The 17,834-nt window shown below is 50.8% G+C and carries 12 protein-coding genes; 3 read left to right on the top strand and 9 right to left on the bottom strand.

Features of this window, described 5'->3' with window-relative positions; translation table 11 throughout:
• The first annotated feature begins 313 nt into the window (after positions 1-313).
• Together ACAN56_RS19050 and ACAN56_RS19045 are read left to right on the top strand one after the other, a co-directional pair.
• On the top strand, positions 314-2,674 hold the full coding sequence (locus tag ACAN56_RS19050) for an ABC transporter ATP-binding protein/permease (RefSeq protein WP_038589965.1): 2,361 nt from the start codon (positions 314-316) through the stop codon (positions 2,672-2,674).
• A gap of 481 nt (positions 2,675-3,155) precedes the next feature.
• Positions 3,156-3,545, top strand: coding sequence for a hypothetical protein (locus ACAN56_RS19045; RefSeq protein WP_231578425.1), 390 nt, complete (start codon positions 3,156-3,158; stop codon positions 3,543-3,545).
• Positions 3,546-3,656: 111 nt separating this feature from the next.
• Here ACAN56_RS19045 and ACAN56_RS19040 read toward each other — a convergent pair whose 3' ends face one another.
• The 5 genes from ACAN56_RS19040 to ACAN56_RS19020 all read right to left on the bottom strand — a co-directional run bounded on the left by ACAN56_RS19040 (position 3,657) and on the right by ACAN56_RS19020 (position 10,771).
• A complete protein-coding gene (locus tag ACAN56_RS19040; RefSeq protein ID WP_379144993.1) occupies positions 3,657-6,038 on the bottom strand; it encodes a transglutaminase domain-containing protein in 2,382 nt (793 codons plus the stop codon).
• Between the two features lie 393 nt (positions 6,039-6,431).
• Positions 6,432-6,860 (bottom strand): L-fucose mutarotase, encoded by a 429-nt coding sequence (fucU, locus tag ACAN56_RS19035; RefSeq protein ID WP_038589960.1) that lies wholly within the window; start codon positions 6,858-6,860, stop codon positions 6,432-6,434.
• A gap of 13 nt (positions 6,861-6,873) precedes the next feature.
• Entirely contained in the window at positions 6,874-7,524 is a 651-nt protein-coding gene (locus ACAN56_RS19030) for a class II aldolase/adducin family protein (protein WP_038589957.1), read from the bottom strand.
• 23 nt (positions 7,525-7,547) lie between these two features.
• Positions 7,548-8,978 carry a rhamnulokinase gene (locus tag ACAN56_RS19025; RefSeq protein ID WP_379144989.1) on the bottom strand — a complete coding sequence of 477 codons (1,431 nt, stop codon included), beginning with the start codon at positions 8,976-8,978 and terminating at the stop codon, positions 7,548-7,550.
• Positions 8,979-9,001: 23 nt separating this feature from the next.
• Positions 9,002-10,771: an L-fucose isomerase gene (locus ACAN56_RS19020; RefSeq protein ID WP_379144987.1), complete on the bottom strand. Its 1,770-nt coding sequence runs from the start codon at positions 10,769-10,771 to the stop codon at positions 9,002-9,004.
• A 227-nt stretch (positions 10,772-10,998) separates the two neighbouring features.
• Here ACAN56_RS19020 and ACAN56_RS19015 point away from each other — a divergent pair, with 227 nt between their 5' ends.
• Positions 10,999-11,769, top strand: coding sequence for a DeoR/GlpR family DNA-binding transcription regulator (locus tag ACAN56_RS19015; RefSeq protein ID WP_038589951.1), 771 nt, complete (start codon positions 10,999-11,001; stop codon positions 11,767-11,769).
• Between the two features lie 364 nt (positions 11,770-12,133).
• Here the strand turns inward: ACAN56_RS19015 and treR are convergent, their stop codons facing one another.
• The 4 genes from treR to ACAN56_RS18995 all read right to left on the bottom strand — a co-directional run bounded on the left by treR (position 12,134) and on the right by ACAN56_RS18995 (position 17,795).
• Positions 12,134-12,865 (bottom strand): trehalose operon repressor, encoded by a 732-nt coding sequence (treR, locus tag ACAN56_RS19010; protein WP_379144984.1) that lies wholly within the window; start codon positions 12,863-12,865, stop codon positions 12,134-12,136.
• A gap of 32 nt (positions 12,866-12,897) precedes the next feature.
• Positions 12,898-14,889 (bottom strand): PTS system trehalose-specific EIIBC component, encoded by a 1,992-nt coding sequence (gene treP, locus ACAN56_RS19005; protein ID WP_379144982.1) that lies wholly within the window; start codon positions 14,887-14,889, stop codon positions 12,898-12,900.
• A gap of 39 nt (positions 14,890-14,928) precedes the next feature.
• Positions 14,929-16,629 carry an alpha,alpha-phosphotrehalase gene (gene treC, locus ACAN56_RS19000; RefSeq protein ID WP_379144980.1) on the bottom strand — a complete coding sequence of 567 codons (1,701 nt, stop codon included), beginning with the start codon at positions 16,627-16,629 and terminating at the stop codon, positions 14,929-14,931.
• A gap of 344 nt (positions 16,630-16,973) precedes the next feature.
• Positions 16,974-17,795, bottom strand: a complete 822-nt coding sequence (locus tag ACAN56_RS18995; RefSeq protein WP_038589941.1) for a methyl-accepting chemotaxis protein — start codon at positions 17,793-17,795, stop codon at positions 16,974-16,976.
• Between the last annotated feature and the right edge of the window lie 39 nt (positions 17,796-17,834).

Below are 17,834 nucleotides of genomic sequence, written 5' to 3'. Positions count from 1 at the left end.
TTTCCCTGTAGCCGGAAGCCAGTTGATGTTCAGTTCATATTCGTATGATATGCTGTCAGCAATCATCAAGCTATATATGTTGAACTTTAGATTTACCAAGCTGGCATAGAACGCAACTGCGGTGAATGTTTGGACTTCCGGCCGCTGTTGTCTACAGATTTCTTGATTTATACCGCTCTTAGCAGTTGAAATCCGTAGACAAAGGCGGTCGCTATCGCTCCTACAGTTCCAAACTTCCCCTCCGCTGCTTTTGCCTCTAGGTAGTTCTTTTGTTCAACTTTTATTGCTTTATTTGAAAGGAAGGTTTACAGATATGCTGCAGCTAAAAAACATCAGCAAGAGCTACACAACAGGAGATTTCACACAGGTAGCGCTCGATAAGGTCAGCCTCAATTTACGGGAAAATGAATTTGTCGCCATCCTGGGTCCCAGCGGCTCGGGTAAAACCACCTGCCTGAACATCATCGGCGGGCTGGATCAATATGACAGCGGAGACCTGATCATTAACGGTAAATCCACACAGAACTTTCAGGACAGCGATTGGGATGCTTACCGTAATAATAGCGTCGGCTTCATCTTTCAAAGCTATAATCTGATTGCACATCTGAGTATTATGGACAATGTCGAGCTGGGCATGACCCTCAGCGGTGTCCCCGCAGCCGAGAAACGGCACAAGGCAAAAGAGGTGCTGGAGAAGGTTGGCCTTAAAGATCACCTGCACAAGAAGCCGAACCAGCTGTCCGGCGGTCAAATGCAGCGTGTAGCCATCGCCCGGGCGCTCGCCAATGACCCCGACATTATTCTTGCCGACGAACCTACAGGAGCGTTGGATACCCAGACAAGTGAACAGATTATGGAGCTGATCAAGGAAATCGCCAAGGATAAGCTGGTCGTTATGGTTACGCATAACCCTGAACTGGCCCGGAAATACACTGACCGGACTGTGGAATTCAGAGACGGTAAAATCATTTCTGACACCGATCCGCTTCCCGATCAGAAAGTAAGCTCTGACTACAAGCTGAAAAAGACAGCAATGGGTTTCTCCACAGCGCTCAAATTGTCCTTCAAAAACATCATGACCAAAAAATGGAGAACGACCTTAACCGCTTTCGCCTCCAGTATCGGTATCATCGGGATTGCCTTAATCCTGGCGCTCTCCAACGGCTTCAATAAACAAATCAACAACTATGAGGCGGGTGCGCTCTCCAATTTCCCGGTGTCGATCAGCCAGTCTGCGATGAGCTTTGACCGCTCGGAAACTGCGGCAGATAATGCAGCAACCAGCAAGGAGGAGTACAGCGACTCGCAGGAAATCTATCCATACGATCCGAGTGCCAATACCATTATGCACACCAATGTTCTGACCGAAAAATATCTGGACTTTGCGAAGCAGATTGATCCGTCCCTGATCGACGGCATCTCTTATGCCCGTAAAGTGAATATGAACATTCTAAAGTCTGATGGTAAAACAGCAACTGCCATCAATACAAGCTACTTCTCCTCATTCCCAAGTAAGGCAGGCGGTGCTCCCGGAAGTTATCTGGAGAACTATTATGACCTGCTCGCCGGTTCGTTTCCGTCCAAGGATACCGACCTTGTACTGATCGTGGATGAATACAACCAGTTGAATGTTGCTTCGGTAGAAGCACTCGGCCTGGATTATACTTCGGACAGCATCAAATTTGACGATATTGTCGGCCAAGAGTTTAAGCTGATCCCGAATGATCTGTACTATGTAAAATCCGGTGACCATTTCGTGGTCAATGGAACGGCTGCCAATTTAAGCGATATGTATAACAGCACGGATGCCATTCCACTTCGGATTGCAGGAATTATCCGGGCGCAGAAGGATTCTCCGATGTCCACTATGGCTGCCGGGATCGCCTATTCCGACGACCTGGCGCTCCGCTTCATTACCTCCGCACAGGCTTCCAAGGTGGTAAAGGCCCAGGAGCAGGAAGATACCGTTAACCTTCTGACCGGCGATGTGTTTCCGAAAACCTCTGCTCAGACAGACATGATGCCTGGTGCACCCATGATGCCAGGTGGCGCAGGCAGTAATACGGCTCCTGTGAAAGAAGATGTTCTGGCTGCTCTGGGTGCTACAAGCATTCCGGCTTCGATCTCCATCTATCCGAAGGACTTTGATTCCAAGGAAGCCATCGTGAAGTATCTGGACAAATGGAATGAAGACCTGCCTGAGAGTGATATGATCGTATACACGGACATGGCGGCCATCGTTACCGGCCTGACCGGCGGGATTATGAATGCCATAACACTTGTACTGATTGCCTTTGCTTCGATCTCGCTCGTCGTTTCCATGATTATGATCGCAATTATCACTTATATTTCTGTACTGGAGCGGACTAAGGAGATCGGGGTGCTACGCGCATTAGGTGCACGCAAAAAGGACATCACGCGTGTCTTCAACGCAGAAACCTTTATCATCGGTGCCTTTTCCGGGGTTCTGGCGATAGGAATTACCTATCTGCTGACCATCCCGGCGAACATCATTATTAAATCGCTCACAGATCTTTCCAATGTCGCCCAATTAAATCCGCTGCATGCCTTGCTGCTGATCCTCATCAACGTGGTGCTCACCATGCTCGGCGGATTCATTCCGGCCAAGCTTGCCGCCAAGAAGAATCCGGTAACGGCGCTGCGCAGCGAATAATCACAACCTACTAAGGGGTGCTCCGACAACCAGAAATGGTTACGGAGCGCCCCTTTTGTATTCACTATATTACTTGAGTCTTGTAAAAAACATGCTGACGAACAAATGAAATTAAAGTCANCCTACTAAGGGGTGCTCCGACAACCAGAAATGGTTACGGAGCGCCCCTTTTGTATTCACTATATTACTTGAGTCTTGTAAAAAACATGCTGACGAACAAATGAAATTAAAGTCAAACGGTTAGAACTTTTATCGAATAGGCAGACAGAAGAAGGACATCCAGCCTTGTTGGAGAAATTGTCGTTTACCAGACCACAATTTCCAGATAAAGGAGATGTCCCATTCATTGTGTATCAGCAAGCCCTGGAAAAGAAGCCTCTTTTCGACATTCTAAAATTGCTTCGACTCTCTGCCTAAAACAGCCGTATGGGGATTAAGCGGGGCGATAGATAAAGCGACAACCAAAGTAGAAGGCCCGTTTGTGGCGATCAATGAATGGACGGACAGTTCGGGGAATTCATCCGCTGGAGACAAGCCGGAGGACGGCTTTCAAATAAGCGGTCAAACTGTAAAGCCCTTGTATAATATGTATGGCGCTGAAGGCGTAGATTCTAGAACGTTCACGTATACGTCTGAGGGGGAGACGATATTCTCGTTCTATAACGGAATCCCTGAACCAACCGATTATTCGGGAAGCATCCGTGTTACCCTCGATGGAAAAGAGATAATGACCGGCTCTGGAGAAGATCAGCGGAGTGATCCTGATCTATTCCCGTCGATATTCAAGATTCCTCTCGAGCCGGGGAACGAGCTGAAGATCACCATTGAGGGGAACCAAAAAGTATGGGATGTCGGGTATAAGCGGATGTAATATTTTTGGAACTAAGTTCATAGCCCAGACTGCAATTTGTTTCTTCTGGAAAGTCAAAAGGTAAGCTCCGCTGCAGGAGCTTACCTTTTGGCATTTCTATAGGGGCCAGGCTTACAGCTGAACCGCCACGTAGCTTCCGAATTCAACCATACCCGCTTTGTCCAGCTTGGTTGCATCATATTGCTTGATGACCTCGGCGGTCTTCTGCATCAGCTCTGAACTGTCTGTATCGGCCAGAACGCGCAGGACCACCAGGGTCTCCCCATTCTTCAACTGTTCGGCCAATTTGGTCTTGTACGCTTCCAGGGAATCCACCTCAAGCCCTTGCGTCACATAATAATCATAGGCATTGCTGGTGGCCTGGAACAGGGACAGCTCATGGTCCAGCCAATAAGCCTTGTCCATCGCATACTCTACATCTGTGGCAGTGGCATCGCTGGAATTGTAGAGCAGATAGGGAAGTCCGCTATTGGTAGCATTATTGGTCGGATCGACATTGACCCATTCCGCGCCGATTTTCACTTTGTTCCAGGCGTGATTCACGCCGCTCATGGTTCCTGTGACCACCATCGAAGGGACCTGGGACAGGTCAGCGAGCAACTGGAAGGTGTGTGCATAGCTCATACATACGCCAACTTTTTTGACCAGAATGCCGTAGGTACTGAAGGAATCATTGAATTTGGCATCCACACTCTTGAACTGCTGCTCCTTGGCATTCTCCAGCGCGGCATCGTCATAGGCGGTATTGTCATTCAGATAATCGTAGATCGCCATCTGCTTCTCATCGGCGCTCATACCGTCCTTGAGTGTGGCGGCGATCACTTTATCTGCCTCTGAGAGGATCTCACGCTGTTTGGACGCAATGACCTCGGCTGAATCATCGTACTCCACATGCAGCGTCAGGTTCTGATAATCGTAGCCGTAGCTGCGGAATCCAAGAATGAGCGGGTTCTGATAGACTACTTTTTCCACTACATCGACCAGGGTTCGCGCATTCTGCGCCTCCGGGAAGGCCAGAAGCGAAATTTCGGTCTTTCCGCTGATCAGTAACAAGGCGAGATACTCTTCCAGCGCAGAATCGGCATGAATCAGGTCCGCCCGGATCGTTGAGGCAGGCACGGCCTGCTTGTTCCCCTCATCTACCTTGCTGCGGGTATTTTCCTTCTGCCGGTCAATGGCATTATCGCCGGATTCGCCCGCATTGTCGTTGTCAATGATGGTCGGAACATCAGGGGCAGGCACATACTCCGTATTATTCTCCGGCTCCACATACCCTTGATTGGCCCCTTTGCTCTGGGCGGCTGCAAGACCTGCAATATCGGCATCCGCCAACTGCGTAACCTGTACGTACCCCTTGAGCGCTGTACCTTGAATGGAGTATGGCACATCGGTTGGACCGGACTGCTGAATCGTGATGGAATCCGTGTCATATATCACAGTCCCCGAGGCTTTGGAGCCGTCAATGAACTGGACAGGTACAGTCTTGGGCAATTCGGCAGCGTTCTTGAACAATTTCAGGTTGATATTATCCTCGGAAGCTACGGTGCGCGGCAGCAGCTTGGACAGCGACACGGTATCCACCGAGCGGCTGAACCTGGACTCTTTGCCTCCCTGAACAGCGGTGACATAATATTCACCTTGCACATTGTTGTTCTGAAGGCTGGTGATGGTCTCATCCACAATGCCAAGCGCACCGCGCCCGTCCTTCATGAAGTCGTTATAAGAAGTGCCGGGCACCGTCGCAATCTTCAGCGGACGCTGATTCACATATCCTTGCTCCGCCCCGTTCAGCGCCTCATTGGTATTCTCCATCGTGATATGCGAAGCGCTGTAAATATTGTAGCTCTCTGCGCCCGGCACCTCATTCCATACGAGAGTCAGTCTGCCGTCAGGGCTGATGTCGGCATCCAGAGTCGGTGTGGGCAGATCCGATTTCACCGTAAACGGAATGATAATCGGCTGCTTCAGCGGAGTAGGCGATTTGGCATCCAGGTCATAGTTGAGCCGGATGTAGTACACGGGGGCGTTCCCCCAGGAGCTGCCTCCGGCTTCGCGCAAGGAATCGGAAGGGAGTACGCCGAAGCCGAGCGGCTTGATGGAGTATACGCTTTTGCCACCTACAAGCTGTGAGTCTTCAAGGGTCCCTACCTTGCTCTCCGGCAGTGCCTTGATATCGGTATGTACGGACAGCGTCTTGCCAATTGCCTCTGAGCCAAGATCCGTATTGAATCTGAAGATAAATTCCATATCCTGCTCAACATTATACATAGGCATGATGCCCGGATTGTTGTCAGTATCGTATTTCTGCTTCAGATTATACACCGTCTGCGAAGCGTCCGGCGGAGGGTTCCCTGAAGGTTTCTTCGTTTCTGCAGCCGGACTGGCCGTCGGTGCGGGTGAAGGCGCTGGACCGGCTTCCTTGCCGCCCCCCATGCAGCCTGTTAGAATCATACACATGATGAGCATAATCATTGCCAATTGTTTCACTTTCACTAACGTCCTCTCCTGTCTGGGTTGTCTTAATGAGGGTTATGGTGCGTAATCCAAAATTACCCATTACAAAGCACAGGAGATATATAACCCATTTGGGAACGATTAAAACAAATTTGGGATATTTTATATTTAAGTTATATAAGCAGAGGGCTAACGAGGGGGCGCTGAGTATTCGCGGCAACGGTTAGAACTTTTATCGAATAGGCAGACAGAAGAAGGACATCCAGCCTTGTTGGAGAAATTGTCGTTTACCAGACCACAATTTCCAGATAAAGGAGATGTCCCATTCATATGGTAACCTTCTACAGCTCTGTTTTTTTCAAAACATTCAAGTCGATTTCGCAACACTCAAGTATATTACAAAAAAATTAAAAAATGCCTGTAATTCTACTTTCACCCTTCAATAACGCCTTTTTTAAGAATGAGATTGCCATACAGCGCTTCTTCCCCGGTTACTACAATCGCATAAGCGGATTTGGACCGTTCATAGAAGTTGAAGCGTTCCTCGTAACCAATCACCGCTTGAGGATCAACACCCCTAATAATCTCCTTATAAGTATCCCAGATCACAGGAACAGTGGGATCACCTTGCACTACATCCATCAGAACGGCCTGATGCCCGGCATAATGATCCAGCGGAAACAGCTCCAGAATAGCGGCCAGCAGCTGGGGAATTCCTATGCCATCGCATCTTGTCACCCTTGGATGCAGCGCATGTCCCGGAAAATTCGCATCCGCCAGCACCAGCTCATCCCCATGGCCCATTTCCATCATTATCCGTACGAGCTCAGGGGACAGCAGCTTGGGAATCTTTTTGAGCATCCTATAATCTCCTTTACATTCCGTAAAATGATCTAAGTGCTACCAGTTGCTCGATCCGGTCTGCCGGCAGTTCACGCTCCCCTTGGATCATGCGGGTCAGAAAAGTGAGCTTCGCTGTATACTCCAATCTCTCCATATTCATGTAAGCCGCCATTACATCCTTCCCCCAGGACAAGGCCCCGTGGCTTTCCAGCAGCACAGCGGATTTCTTGCCGAGGAAGGGCATAATCGAATCAGGAACCTCCTCAGTGGAAGGCGTACCGTACGGGGCCAGAGGAATCTCGCCCATGGCAATGACCGATTCCGGCATCATCATCTTATCCAGTGCTTCTCCCTTGATGGCAAAGGCGGTGGCAAATGGCGGATGGGCGTGAACCACACCATGGATGCCGGGAAGTTCCCGGTAGATCCGCAGATGCATTTTCACCTCTGTCGAAGGGCGGTAGCCTTCCTGTGCCTCCAGAATTTCGCCCTGAAGATTAACTTTCACCAGAATATCCGGCTCAAGATATCCTTTGCTTACACCTGTAGGGGTGGCCAATACTTCGTGTTCGTTCAACCTTGCTGAAATATTGCCGTCATTGGCGGCAATATAATCTTTATTGAACAGGTTTCTCCCAATGTCGCAAATCTGCAGTCGTAATTTCCGTTCCATTTCATCCATTGTCATTTCTCCTCTTTGTATATTCATTCTTGAACAGGCCGGTACACGGCAAGACCTCCGGAAGCGGCGGCCACTTCCCCGGCCCGGCTGTAATCCAGCAAGCCAAGTGCATTAAGCTGCACGATAACGTTCCCGATCGCGCTTGCTTCGACCGGGCCGGCGATCACTTCTTTCCCGGTCGCATCCGCCGTCAGCTGGCACAGCAGCCGGTTCTGAATACCGCCGCCAACCATATGCACGGTACGGATCGTTTTGCCGGTGAGCTCCTCCAGCTCCGCGATCGCCTTGCGGTACGCCTCGGCGAGGCTCACTAGAATGAGCCGGACGACTGCACCTTTGGTATCCGGCACCGGCTGTCCGGTGCTGCGGCAATATTCCGCAATACGTCCGGGGATATCTCCCGGGGTGCTGAACAGCGGATCACCCGGATTGATCAGACCTTGCACAGCCTGCTCGCTCTCGGCCAGCTCCACCATTTCCCCGAAGCTAAGGGCCACACCGGCTTCCGCCCAGGCTCTCTGGGTTTCCTGCAGCAGCCAAAGACCCGTAATATTCTTCAGCAGCCGGTTGCCCCTGCCGTAGCAGCTCTCATTGGTGAAGCCATAACGGTAGCAGCGCTCTGTAAGCACGGGCTGCTCCGTTTCCAATCCGACCAGCGACCAGGTGCCGCAGCTGATAAATGCTGCATGCTCCTTGTCACGATAGGGAATGGAAGCAACCGCTGAAGCTGTATCATGTGAAGCGCCGGCAATGATCTGCAGGGCACTGCCTCCGAATTCCTTGCGGAGGCCGGGAAGCAGGGAGCCGATAACTGTCCCGGCATCCACCCTCTCGGCAATCAGCGCCGGAGGAATTCCCAGTCTGCTGAACACCTCGGATGAGAGTTCTGCCGTGCCGGCCTTCATGAGGCCGCTTGTGCTGAGGATCGTCCTCTCGGCGGCGGCTGTTCCTGATAATAAATAATGAAATAAATCCGGCATCATTAAGATACGGCCAGCATTTGCCTGCAGTTCAGGATTCCGCTGAACATCAGCAAACAGCTGATACACTGTGTTGATGGGGTCCGGCTGGTTGCCGGTCAGGCGGAATTGTTCCTCCGGCGGCAGCAGCTCTTCCAGCTTGAGGCGGTATTCCTGCATCCGCTGATCTCTGTAATGGTGAGGCGGATACAGCAGCATTCCGTCCTGATCCAGCACGCCGTAATCCACTCCCCAGGTGTCCACACTAAGACTAAGCAGCTCCCCGTATTTGCTGCAGGCCTGCCTGATACCCTGCTTAATTTCCTGAAACAGCTCCAGCACGTTCCAGTGTAAATCCCCGCCGATGTGCAGCGGAGTATTGGCAAACCGGTGAAGCTCCTCGGTGACAATGCGGCTGCCGTCATAAGTTCCCAGAATCACTCTGCCGGAGCTGGCTCCAAGATCCACGGCCAGCACTCTTTTGAACTCGCTCATCGAAACCACCTGCCTAAGTTCTGTCAATGATACAGCGGACCGAAATTGCGGCATGCCCGGTAATCGGCATCCTCCAGGCTGTCTGTTCCAAACAGCGACCACACACGCGGTCTAAAGATCTGTGATTCGTCGACGTTATGCATGCTGACTGGAATTCGCAGTATAGAAGCAAGTGTTATCAGATCGGCTCCAATATGGCCGTAGCTGATGGCTCCATGATTGGCTCCCCAATTGTTCATCACATCATAGACCGATTTGAACGAGCCGGTTCCGGTAAGGATTGGAGCAAACCAGGTGGTCGGCCAGGTCGGATCGGTGCGTTCATCCAACTGGCGGTGAACCTCTCCGGGGAGTTCGGCGGTATACCCTTCCACCAGCTGCAGAACGGGTCCCAAGCCTTTGACGAGGTTAAGCCGCGCCATCGTGACAGGCATGCCGCCTTTGGTCAAATAGTCGGTAGAGAAACCGCCGCCGCGGAAATATTCCTGCGAGGCAGGGCGGAAGAAGGTCTCCTTAAGCGAAGCAGCCACTTCTTCATCCGTAATGTCCCAGAAGGGCTTGATCGCCGGCTTGCCTTCGAGGGATTGCTGCCCGGTTCCGTCTAGCGCGGCCGAACCGGAGTTGATCAAATGAAGCAGGCCATTCGCAGCAGCGCCTTCCAGCTCGTAGCCGGTCACACGCTTCACGGCTGCCGGACTCCAATACGTGCGGACATCAGCGAATATTTGCGCCGTATTCGTCAGCAGATAATTAAACAGCATCGTCACGCCGTTCAGGCTGTCATTTTCGGTAGCCAGAATATAAGGTGCCCGTTTGCCGTTCCAGTCAAAGGAGGAATTCAGGATCGTCTCCATAAAGTCGCCATTCGGGAAATGGTCGGTCCACTGGCGTTGCCCTTGAAAGCCTGCAGCAATAGCGTTATGTCCCTGCGCTTCTTCTTCAAAGCCAAGCTCCGCAAGCACAGGATTGCCGATCATGAGGTCACGTCCGATCAGGGCCATCTTGACACAGATCTCCCACTGCTTCTCCTTCTCTTCTTCGCTGACCTGCAGATGGGCAGGGTTGTTGTCAGGCCCTATCTGACAGTTCTCCTTGGTCCATTTCAAGGCCCGCGCGAATTCCTCCGGATCATAGATTTCCTCTTCGAAGCGGCGCACGAACTCAGACATGTCGATATATTCATTACGCATGCCCAGATACTCCTGGAAGAACTGGTCGTTCACGATGGAACCGGCGATTCCCATGGAAACGGAACCCATGGATAAATAGGAGCGGCTCTTCATAATGGCAGCAGCCAACGCCGATTTGGCAAACCGGAGCAGCTTGGCCTGAACATCGGCCGGAATCTCCTCGCTTCCGGAGTCCTGCACATCCTCCCCGTAGATCCCGAAGGCCGGAATTCCCTTCTGGGCGTATGCCGACAGAACTGCGGCTAGATAAACGGCACCGGGTCTTTCCGTGCCATTGAACCCCCATACCGCATGGGGAATTGCCGCATCCATATCCATCGTTTCGGAGCCGTAGCACCAGCAAGGAGTTACTGTAATGGATACCCCCACATTTGCTCCGGAGAACTTCGAACGTGCAGCCGAAGCCTCACTGACCCCGCCAATGGTAGAATCCGCAATGACGCATTCCACGGGCGATCCATCAGGATAACGCAAATTTCCCTGCAAAAAATCAGCTACCCGTTGTGCCATTCCCATAGTCTGCAGCTCTAACGATTCGCGCACACCGCGTCTTCTGCCGTCGATCGTTGGACGAATGCCGATTGCCGGATACTTTACTGCCATACTGAACAACCTCCTCAAAGGTAAATGGGTTTATAATATAAATAAATCGCTTTCATCTGCTTCATCATAAAATCTGGGAAATGGAATGTCAACAAAAAACCACACGTTAATGTGACTTTTTGTGGATTTTATTTTGATAATCGCTAATAAATGTGGAATATCCTTTTATTTCTGAAGTGAATTGTAGTACACTAACCTTATAGATGTTTTAATGCAGGAGGAACTACATGAGAGCTTTTGAACGCCGGGAATATATTATCAACAAGCTGCACCGCTATAAGAAAGTCCATGTTGCTGATCTGGCACAGGATTTCGGAGTCTCCGAAGAAACGATAAGAAGAGATCTCGACAAGCTGGATAAAGAAGGAATTGCCAAGAAGAGCTATGGCGGAGCGGTTCTGAATGTTCACACCAATGAAGACCCCGCCTACTCCCTCCGGCATTCAGTCCATCTTGACGAGAAGCGGATGATCGCCGACAACGTGCTGGGACTGATCAATGATGGCGACAGCCTGATGACAGACACCAGTTCGACCGCTTTTGAAGCTTTAAGGAAAATAACCGAGGTTAAACAAAATCTGACGGTGATCACCAATTCACTGGTAGTCCTGTCCGAGTTCCAGCATTCCGGCCACAAGCTGATCTCTACCGGTGGTGTGCTGGGTGCTGAGACGAACTCTTTTGTCGGACCAACTGCCTCCTATACTCTACAGAAGTACAATGTGGACGTCGCCTTGTTCAGCTGCAAAGCTCTGTCTATGACAGGCGGGCTGAGTGATTCCAATGAAGCAGAGAGCGAGCTTAAGGTTCTGATGCAGCAGCAGGCGAGCAAGGTGATCCTGCTTGTGGACCATTCGAAATTCGACCGTATTGCCTTCATCAAATTGTTCAGCTTTGACAAGGTGGATTACATTGTGACAGACCGCAAGCCATCGGAGGAATGGATTGATTTTTTCAAGGAGCATCAGATTTCACTGGTCTATGGCCCCACAGAGTAGCCTGCAATCTCTACCCGGAAAGGGGGTGAACCCGCCAATGGTCTCAATAAATATAACCGCTGCAGCCGGTCCGCAGTGGCTCCCCTTTGTCCTCCTGGCTGTAGGCTTATGCTTGATTGGGCTGTTATGGGCTGTGTTCAAAAAAATGGACTGATGTTTTGTATGCGCTTTCTATTAACAATTTACCTTCCGTATTCTACCCGCTTAAAGCTTCTACTCAACTTTCAGGTCTATCCATCATAATTCAGACTCCCTTCTTCATATAAAAAATCGGGTGCAATCCCTCTTTGACGGAGGAATCACACCCAATTTTTCCCAAGTGGAAACGGCTTCGCCGTCCTCAAAAGGACGGTATCCGTCAATGCTACAGATCCCTTTCGCTCTGAGCCCGCCGGGCAAAGTCCACGAACTGAAACTTATCCAGCCGGTGCCGTGATTCGGTATACTGGAACAGCTTGGTGTCCACCAGATGCACATAGTTGCGGACTACGACAATATGCTGATAATCGTGCAAATCAAGCAAAAGCTTATCCTCCGGTGTGGCTTCTTCCACAGAGATCTCTTTTTTAGCGTAGCTGATAGTGAGATGAAGTTCTCCTTCCAAATACGCATAGATCGAATTCCCGACGGTTTCAGCAGTGAGAGACGGTACATAGGAGGTTAGAAAATAATCCTTGTCCAGGATGATCTTCTCCCCATCAATCTCCCGGGCACGAACTACCTTCCAAAGCAGGCCCGGCTCCTTCATCTGAAGACGCCGTTCCTCCTCGGATGTACTGGGCACACAGCCGTTCTCATATACAATGGTACGTACGGAACGTCCCAGGTTCTTGGACACTTCCTTGAAGCTGACCAAGCCGGAAACGGGGAAATTCATCCGCTGGGTATCGAGTACAAAGGAACCTTTGCCCTTAATCTTATGGATATAGCCGTTCTGAGAGAGCATAAGCAAAGCCTTGCGTACCGTCTCCCTTGAAGTTCCGTAAGCTTCAGCAAGCTCGCTTTCCGAGGGCAGCTTCTTGCCGGCAGGGAGCTGCCCGGACTGAATCCGGGCCGAATAATCATTATAAATATGAAGATATATATTCTTATTCATCCTTAATCACCATGCCCATAGTACCACGATTGTTAACCTTTAAGATAGATCTTTAGAACAGGAACCGCCTGCCCCTGAACAGGATTTGAACTAGGGATCAGCTCCTCCACCCGTTCGATGATATCCTGCCCGTCAGGCACGATAACCGGTGAAGTCAGCGGGTATCCTGCTGCGGTAATAACATCCCGGTCGAATTCAAGCAGCAGCTGACCCGCCTTGACTTGATCTCCAGTGGCGGCATGAGCCGTAAATCCGCTGCCCTTCATCGAAACGGTATTGATGCCGATATGAATCAGAATCTGTACTCCCGTAGCATGCTCCAGAATCATCGCGTGCTTGCTCTTGATGACATGGGCGACCGTAGCGTCAAATGGAGCATACACTTTTCCTTCGGACGGATTTACCGCCACTCCTTTACCCATTTGCCGCTCGGCGAAGGCCGGGTCCGGCACTTCTTCCAGCGGTACAATCTGTCCTCTCACCGGCGAGACGATTTCCAGAACATTCGCTGCTGATTCCTTGGTACCATCCTTCTCTTGAATCATCGGAGGAAGGGAAACCGGAGTTGTGGCCTGGACGTTATCCGCCTTTGCGTTATTATCCGGTTCTTCTCCTCCCCGGCCGCGGATCTTGCCGAACAATACGGTAGCTCCGAAAGGAATGATTAATACGATGGCCATGCCGACAAAGAAGATTCCCCATTGATTCGGGAAGATGGACAGGAAGCCGGGAATCCCGCCGACCCCGATGGAGGATGCCAGTACATTATTGAGCGCCAGCAGTATGCCCGCCAGACCCGAACCGATCATCCCGAAGATAAACGGATACTTATAACGGATGTTAACCCCGAAGATCGCCGGTTCTGTAACCCCCAGGAAGGCAGAAATGGAAGAGGTCACGGCCAGACCTTTCGTCTTCTCCTGCTTGGCCACGAACAGCATGCCAAGTGCGGCTGCACCCTGTGCAATGTTGGACAACGCCAGCATCGGCCAGAGGAAGGTTCCTCCTTCGGAGCCGATCAGCTGAATATCAACAGCAAGGAACGTATGGTGCATGCCGGTAATAACCAGCAGTGCGTACAGCCCCCCATAAATGAGTCCTCCCAGCGCCGGGAAGGAGCCAAAGATGTTGACCAATCCCGTTGTAATGGCGTTGGCAATCATGAATGTAACCGGACCGATAACCGTAAACGCCAGAAATCCTGTAACCAGCAGCGCTACCGGTGCAACGACCAGCAGCTTAATGGAATCATGCACACGCTTGTTAAGCCAGCGCTCCAGCCGGGCGAGCAGATAAGCGGAGACCAGCACCGGGAGCACCTGTCCCTGATAGCCGATCTTGTTAACTTCCCAGCCGAATAAATTCCAGACCGGAACCGTACCTTCCAGCTTGGCATCCGCATATCCGTATGCACTGAGCAGATCAGGATGAACCAGGATAAGACCAAGCACAATCCCCAGCAGCGGACTGCCGCCGAACCGGGTTACTGCCGACCATCCAATAAGTGCGGGCAGGAACGTAAAGGCCGTACTGGCAATCGTATTGATAATCGAAGCGATGTCCTTCCATTGCGGATACACATCCACCAGGGAACGTTCGTCGAAAAAGATGCCGGGACCCGTCAGAATGTTGTTGATCCCAAGCAGCAGACCCGCCATCACAATGGCCGGGAGGATCGGAATAAAGATATCCGCCAGTGTCTTGATTGCCTGCTGCAGCGGATTCTGGTGTTTGCTGGCCGCCGTCTTTACCTCGTCTTTCGAAGAACGGGCTCCGCCGGTAATGCCGATCATTTCTTCATATACTTTGTCCACCAGTCCCGGACCGATAATCACTTGAAATTGGCCTTGGGAAGAAAAATGACCTTTCACCAGATCATTCTGCTCCAGCGAAGAGGTATCAACCTTGCCCTCGTCTTTCAAGGCAAATCTCAGCCTTGTGACACAGTGCGTGGCTGCTTCGATATTGTCTTTTCCGCCGATGGCCTGTACGATCTGCTCCACGTTTTGCCGGTTAATCGCCATGTTCTCACTCCTTAATTTAGTTAGGTTATATTCGTGCTGTTATCGGATAATCCACATGTAGGATGCATAAGGTGATAGCTCAACCGTCTGGCCCCATACCGGGGTCTGCGGGGTATTACCGACCAGCAGCTCTGCTTCCTTGCCCTTGACCGTCTCCCAGAACACTTCGGCAGCAGTAAATACTACATGTTCACCGCTGAAATTGGAAACGATGACCAGTATTTCGGTTTCGTTAATCCGGGCATACGCGTAAATCTGAGGATGCGCCTCATCAAGCCGGACATAACGTCCGTTGGTAAGCACTTCTTCCTGCTTGCGCAGACGGATCAGCTTACGGTAATGAGCCAGGATGGAAGTCGGATCTCCAAGCTGTGCGCTAACGTTGATCTTCTTGTAACTCTCATCCACCTTCAGCCATGGGGTTCCGCTGGTAAATCCGGCATTCGTTGTCTCATCCCACTGCATCGGTGTCCGTGAATTATCGCGGGAGCGTTCCCGGATGATGGCAAGTGCTTCATCCGCTGACAGGCCTCTTTCCTGCAGGATCTTGAACATATTGGTGGATTCGATATCATTGAACTCACTTATGTCCAGCCATTTCGGATTTGCCATTCCGATCTCCTCACCCTGGTACACATAGGGTGTACCCTGCAGCCCGTGGAGCGTCGTCGCCAGCATCTTGGCACTCTCCACCCGGTAGATTCCGTCGTCCGCAAACCGGGACAAAGCCCGCGGCTGATCATGGTTGTTCCAGAAGAGCGCGTTCCAGCCCCCTCCCCGTTGCATGCCGGACTGCCATTTCGTGAACAGCTGCTTCAATTCCTCGAAATCGTAAGGCTTCAGTTCCCACTTCTGCCCGTTCTGGTAGTCCACTTTCAGATGGTGAAAGTTGAAGGTCATGGAGAATTCCTTCTCCTCCGGATTAGAATAGCGGATACAGTGCTCCAGTGTAGTTGAAGACATCTCTCCAACAGTTACAAGATTGTATGGACCAAAGACCTTGGCATACAGCTCCTTGATGTATTCATGCACCCGCGGCCCGTCCGTATAGTAACGCCGTCCGTCACCGGGTGAAATACTTCCGTCATCCTCCGGAAACCCCTGATCCTTGGAGATCAGGTTGATAACATCCATACGGAATCCCCTGACTCCCTTCTCCGCCCAAAAAATCATCAGGTCGGCCACTTCCTGCCGCACTTGCTCGTTCTCCCAGTTCAGATCGGCCTGTGTCTTATCAAACAGTGTCAAAAAATACTGGCCCGTTGTCTCTTCCCACTGCCATGCAGGTCCGCCAAACTTGGACTGCCAGTTGTTGGGAGGACCGCCGTCCGGTGCTGCATCTTTCCAGATATAATAATTGCGGTAAGCATTGTCCTTCGATTTGCGGGCTTCCTGAAACCAGGGATGCTCTGTTGAGGAATGGTTGACCACAATATCCGTCATCAGATGCATGCCGCGCTTATTAAGCTCATGCATCAGCTCATCGAAGTCCTCCATCGTTCCGAAAGTCGGGTCAATCTGCCGGTAATTCGCGACATCGTAACCGTTATCATTTTGCGGGGATACATAAACCGGCTGCAGCCAAACGATATCAATGCCCAGGTCCTGCAAATAATCCAGCTTCCGGGTCAAACCTTTTATATCACCTGTTCCGCTCCCGGTCGTATCCTTGAAGCTTTTCGGATAGACCTGATACACCGTTGATTTCTGCCACCATTGTTGTTCAGGTGTATTTGCCATTTATTTGTCCCTCCTAGTTGTATGTAGCATTTTCCACCCATTATAGGTTTAGCTCACTTCTCTTTAACCTGTATATACAAGATGGATTGTACACCTGTATATACAGGTTGTCAAACCTGAAAATGCCTCTATTTCATCATGATGCAGCACAGCGTGCATGCCACCATGAAATACAGCTATGTCACTTACTTAAACTAGATAGGCCATTTATTAACAAGTAATTGTCAATAATACCTCCTGCCTGAACAGGAGAGACCGCATTTGGGCTTCTTCATAGCAAAAAACCCCGCAAATAAGTGTCCTCATTTGCGGAGCTTTTACAGTTGCAGCCAATTTTACCGAGCTTATTGAAGAATAGATGAAATGAACTTTTCCATCTCACTGCTGGTCTCATTCAGGCGCTCAATAAGCTCGCTGAACTGGGTGACCAATTCGGCCTGTGCAGAGGAAGAATCCGCAATGGCTTCAATTTCCTGTTCCATCTGCAGAATGGAATGCTGCACGGTGCTGAGTGAATCTTCGATCGTCTTCGTCGCTTCCTTTGTGTTGACGGAAAGCTTGCGCACTTCGGTAGCTACTACACCGAAACCTGCACCCTGCTCCCCTACGCGGGCCGCTTCAATCGCTGCGTTCAGGCCAAGCAGATTCGTCTGTTCCGAGATTTCACGGATAAAACCGGCCACCTTGTTCACCTGCTTTGACTCCTCAACCGTCTTGCGCGAATTCTCCAGAATTTGGGCCGTCGTAGCTGACAGCTCCTCGGACTGTGCGGCAACGTTCTGGACCATATCCATCAATTGGCCACTGATCTGGTTGATACTATCAGTCAGCTGTTCCATTTTGTCTTCGTTCTCAAGCGTATAAGCAATCGCAAATGCCCCGATAATCTCCCCTTCATCTCCGTAAATCGGCACTGCCGAGGAGATTACAGTCGCACCGTACAGCTCGGCAGACAGACGATTCGTCGTAGCACGTCCTGCAAGTGCGTTTCCAAGCGACGGGTCATCCTCTGGAACAGGACTTCCCTTGGTCAGGCCAAAATCAAGTACCTTGCTGGGTGCGTAGTAATGAAAGATCTCCTTATCCGTAATCCCAATCATAATATCCTGTGCGTGAATTTGCTTAATCATTGGTGCAGCCAATACAAGTGCGGTCAAATTATCCATGATGCATCTCCTAAATGTGAATGTTTTTAATTATTATCG

The sequence above is a fragment of the Paenibacillus paludis genome (genome assembly GCF_042610515.1).
In the GTDB taxonomy this organism is placed as follows: domain Bacteria; phylum Bacillota; class Bacilli; order Paenibacillales; family Paenibacillaceae; genus Paenibacillus_AQ.
This window is presented reverse-complemented; position numbering and strand designations above follow the sequence as displayed.

What these genes read in the sequence shown, in the direction of transcription:
- ACAN56_RS19050 (WP_038589965.1), top strand. Translation starts at nt 314, where the DNA reads ATGCTGCAGCTAAAAAACATCAGCAAGAGCTACACAACAGGAGATTTC.
- fucU (WP_038589960.1), bottom strand. Translation starts at nt 6,860, where the DNA reads ATGCTCAAAAAGATTCCCAAGCTGCTGTCCCCTGAGCTCGTACGGATA.
- ACAN56_RS19030 (WP_038589957.1), bottom strand. Translation starts at nt 7,524, where the DNA reads ATGGATGAAATGGAACGGAAATTACGACTGCAGATTTGCGACATTGGG.
- ACAN56_RS19025 (WP_379144989.1), bottom strand. Translation starts at nt 8,978, where the DNA reads ATGAGCGAGTTCAAAAGAGTGCTGGCCGTGGATCTTGGAGCCAGCTCC.
- ACAN56_RS19020 (WP_379144987.1), bottom strand. Translation starts at nt 10,771, where the DNA reads ATGGCAGTAAAGTATCCGGCAATCGGCATTCGTCCAACGATCGACGGC.
- ACAN56_RS19015 (WP_038589951.1), top strand. Translation starts at nt 10,999, where the DNA reads ATGAGAGCTTTTGAACGCCGGGAATATATTATCAACAAGCTGCACCGC.
- treR (WP_379144984.1), bottom strand. Translation starts at nt 12,865, where the DNA reads ATGAATAAGAATATATATCTTCATATTTATAATGATTATTCGGCCCGG.
- treP (WP_379144982.1), bottom strand. Translation starts at nt 14,889, where the DNA reads ATGGCGATTAACCGGCAAAACGTGGAGCAGATCGTACAGGCCATCGGC.
- treC (WP_379144980.1), bottom strand. Translation starts at nt 16,629, where the DNA reads ATGGCAAATACACCTGAACAACAATGGTGGCAGAAATCAACGGTGTAT.
- ACAN56_RS18995 (WP_038589941.1), bottom strand. Translation starts at nt 17,795, where the DNA reads ATGGATAATTTGACCGCACTTGTATTGGCTGCACCAATGATTAAGCAA.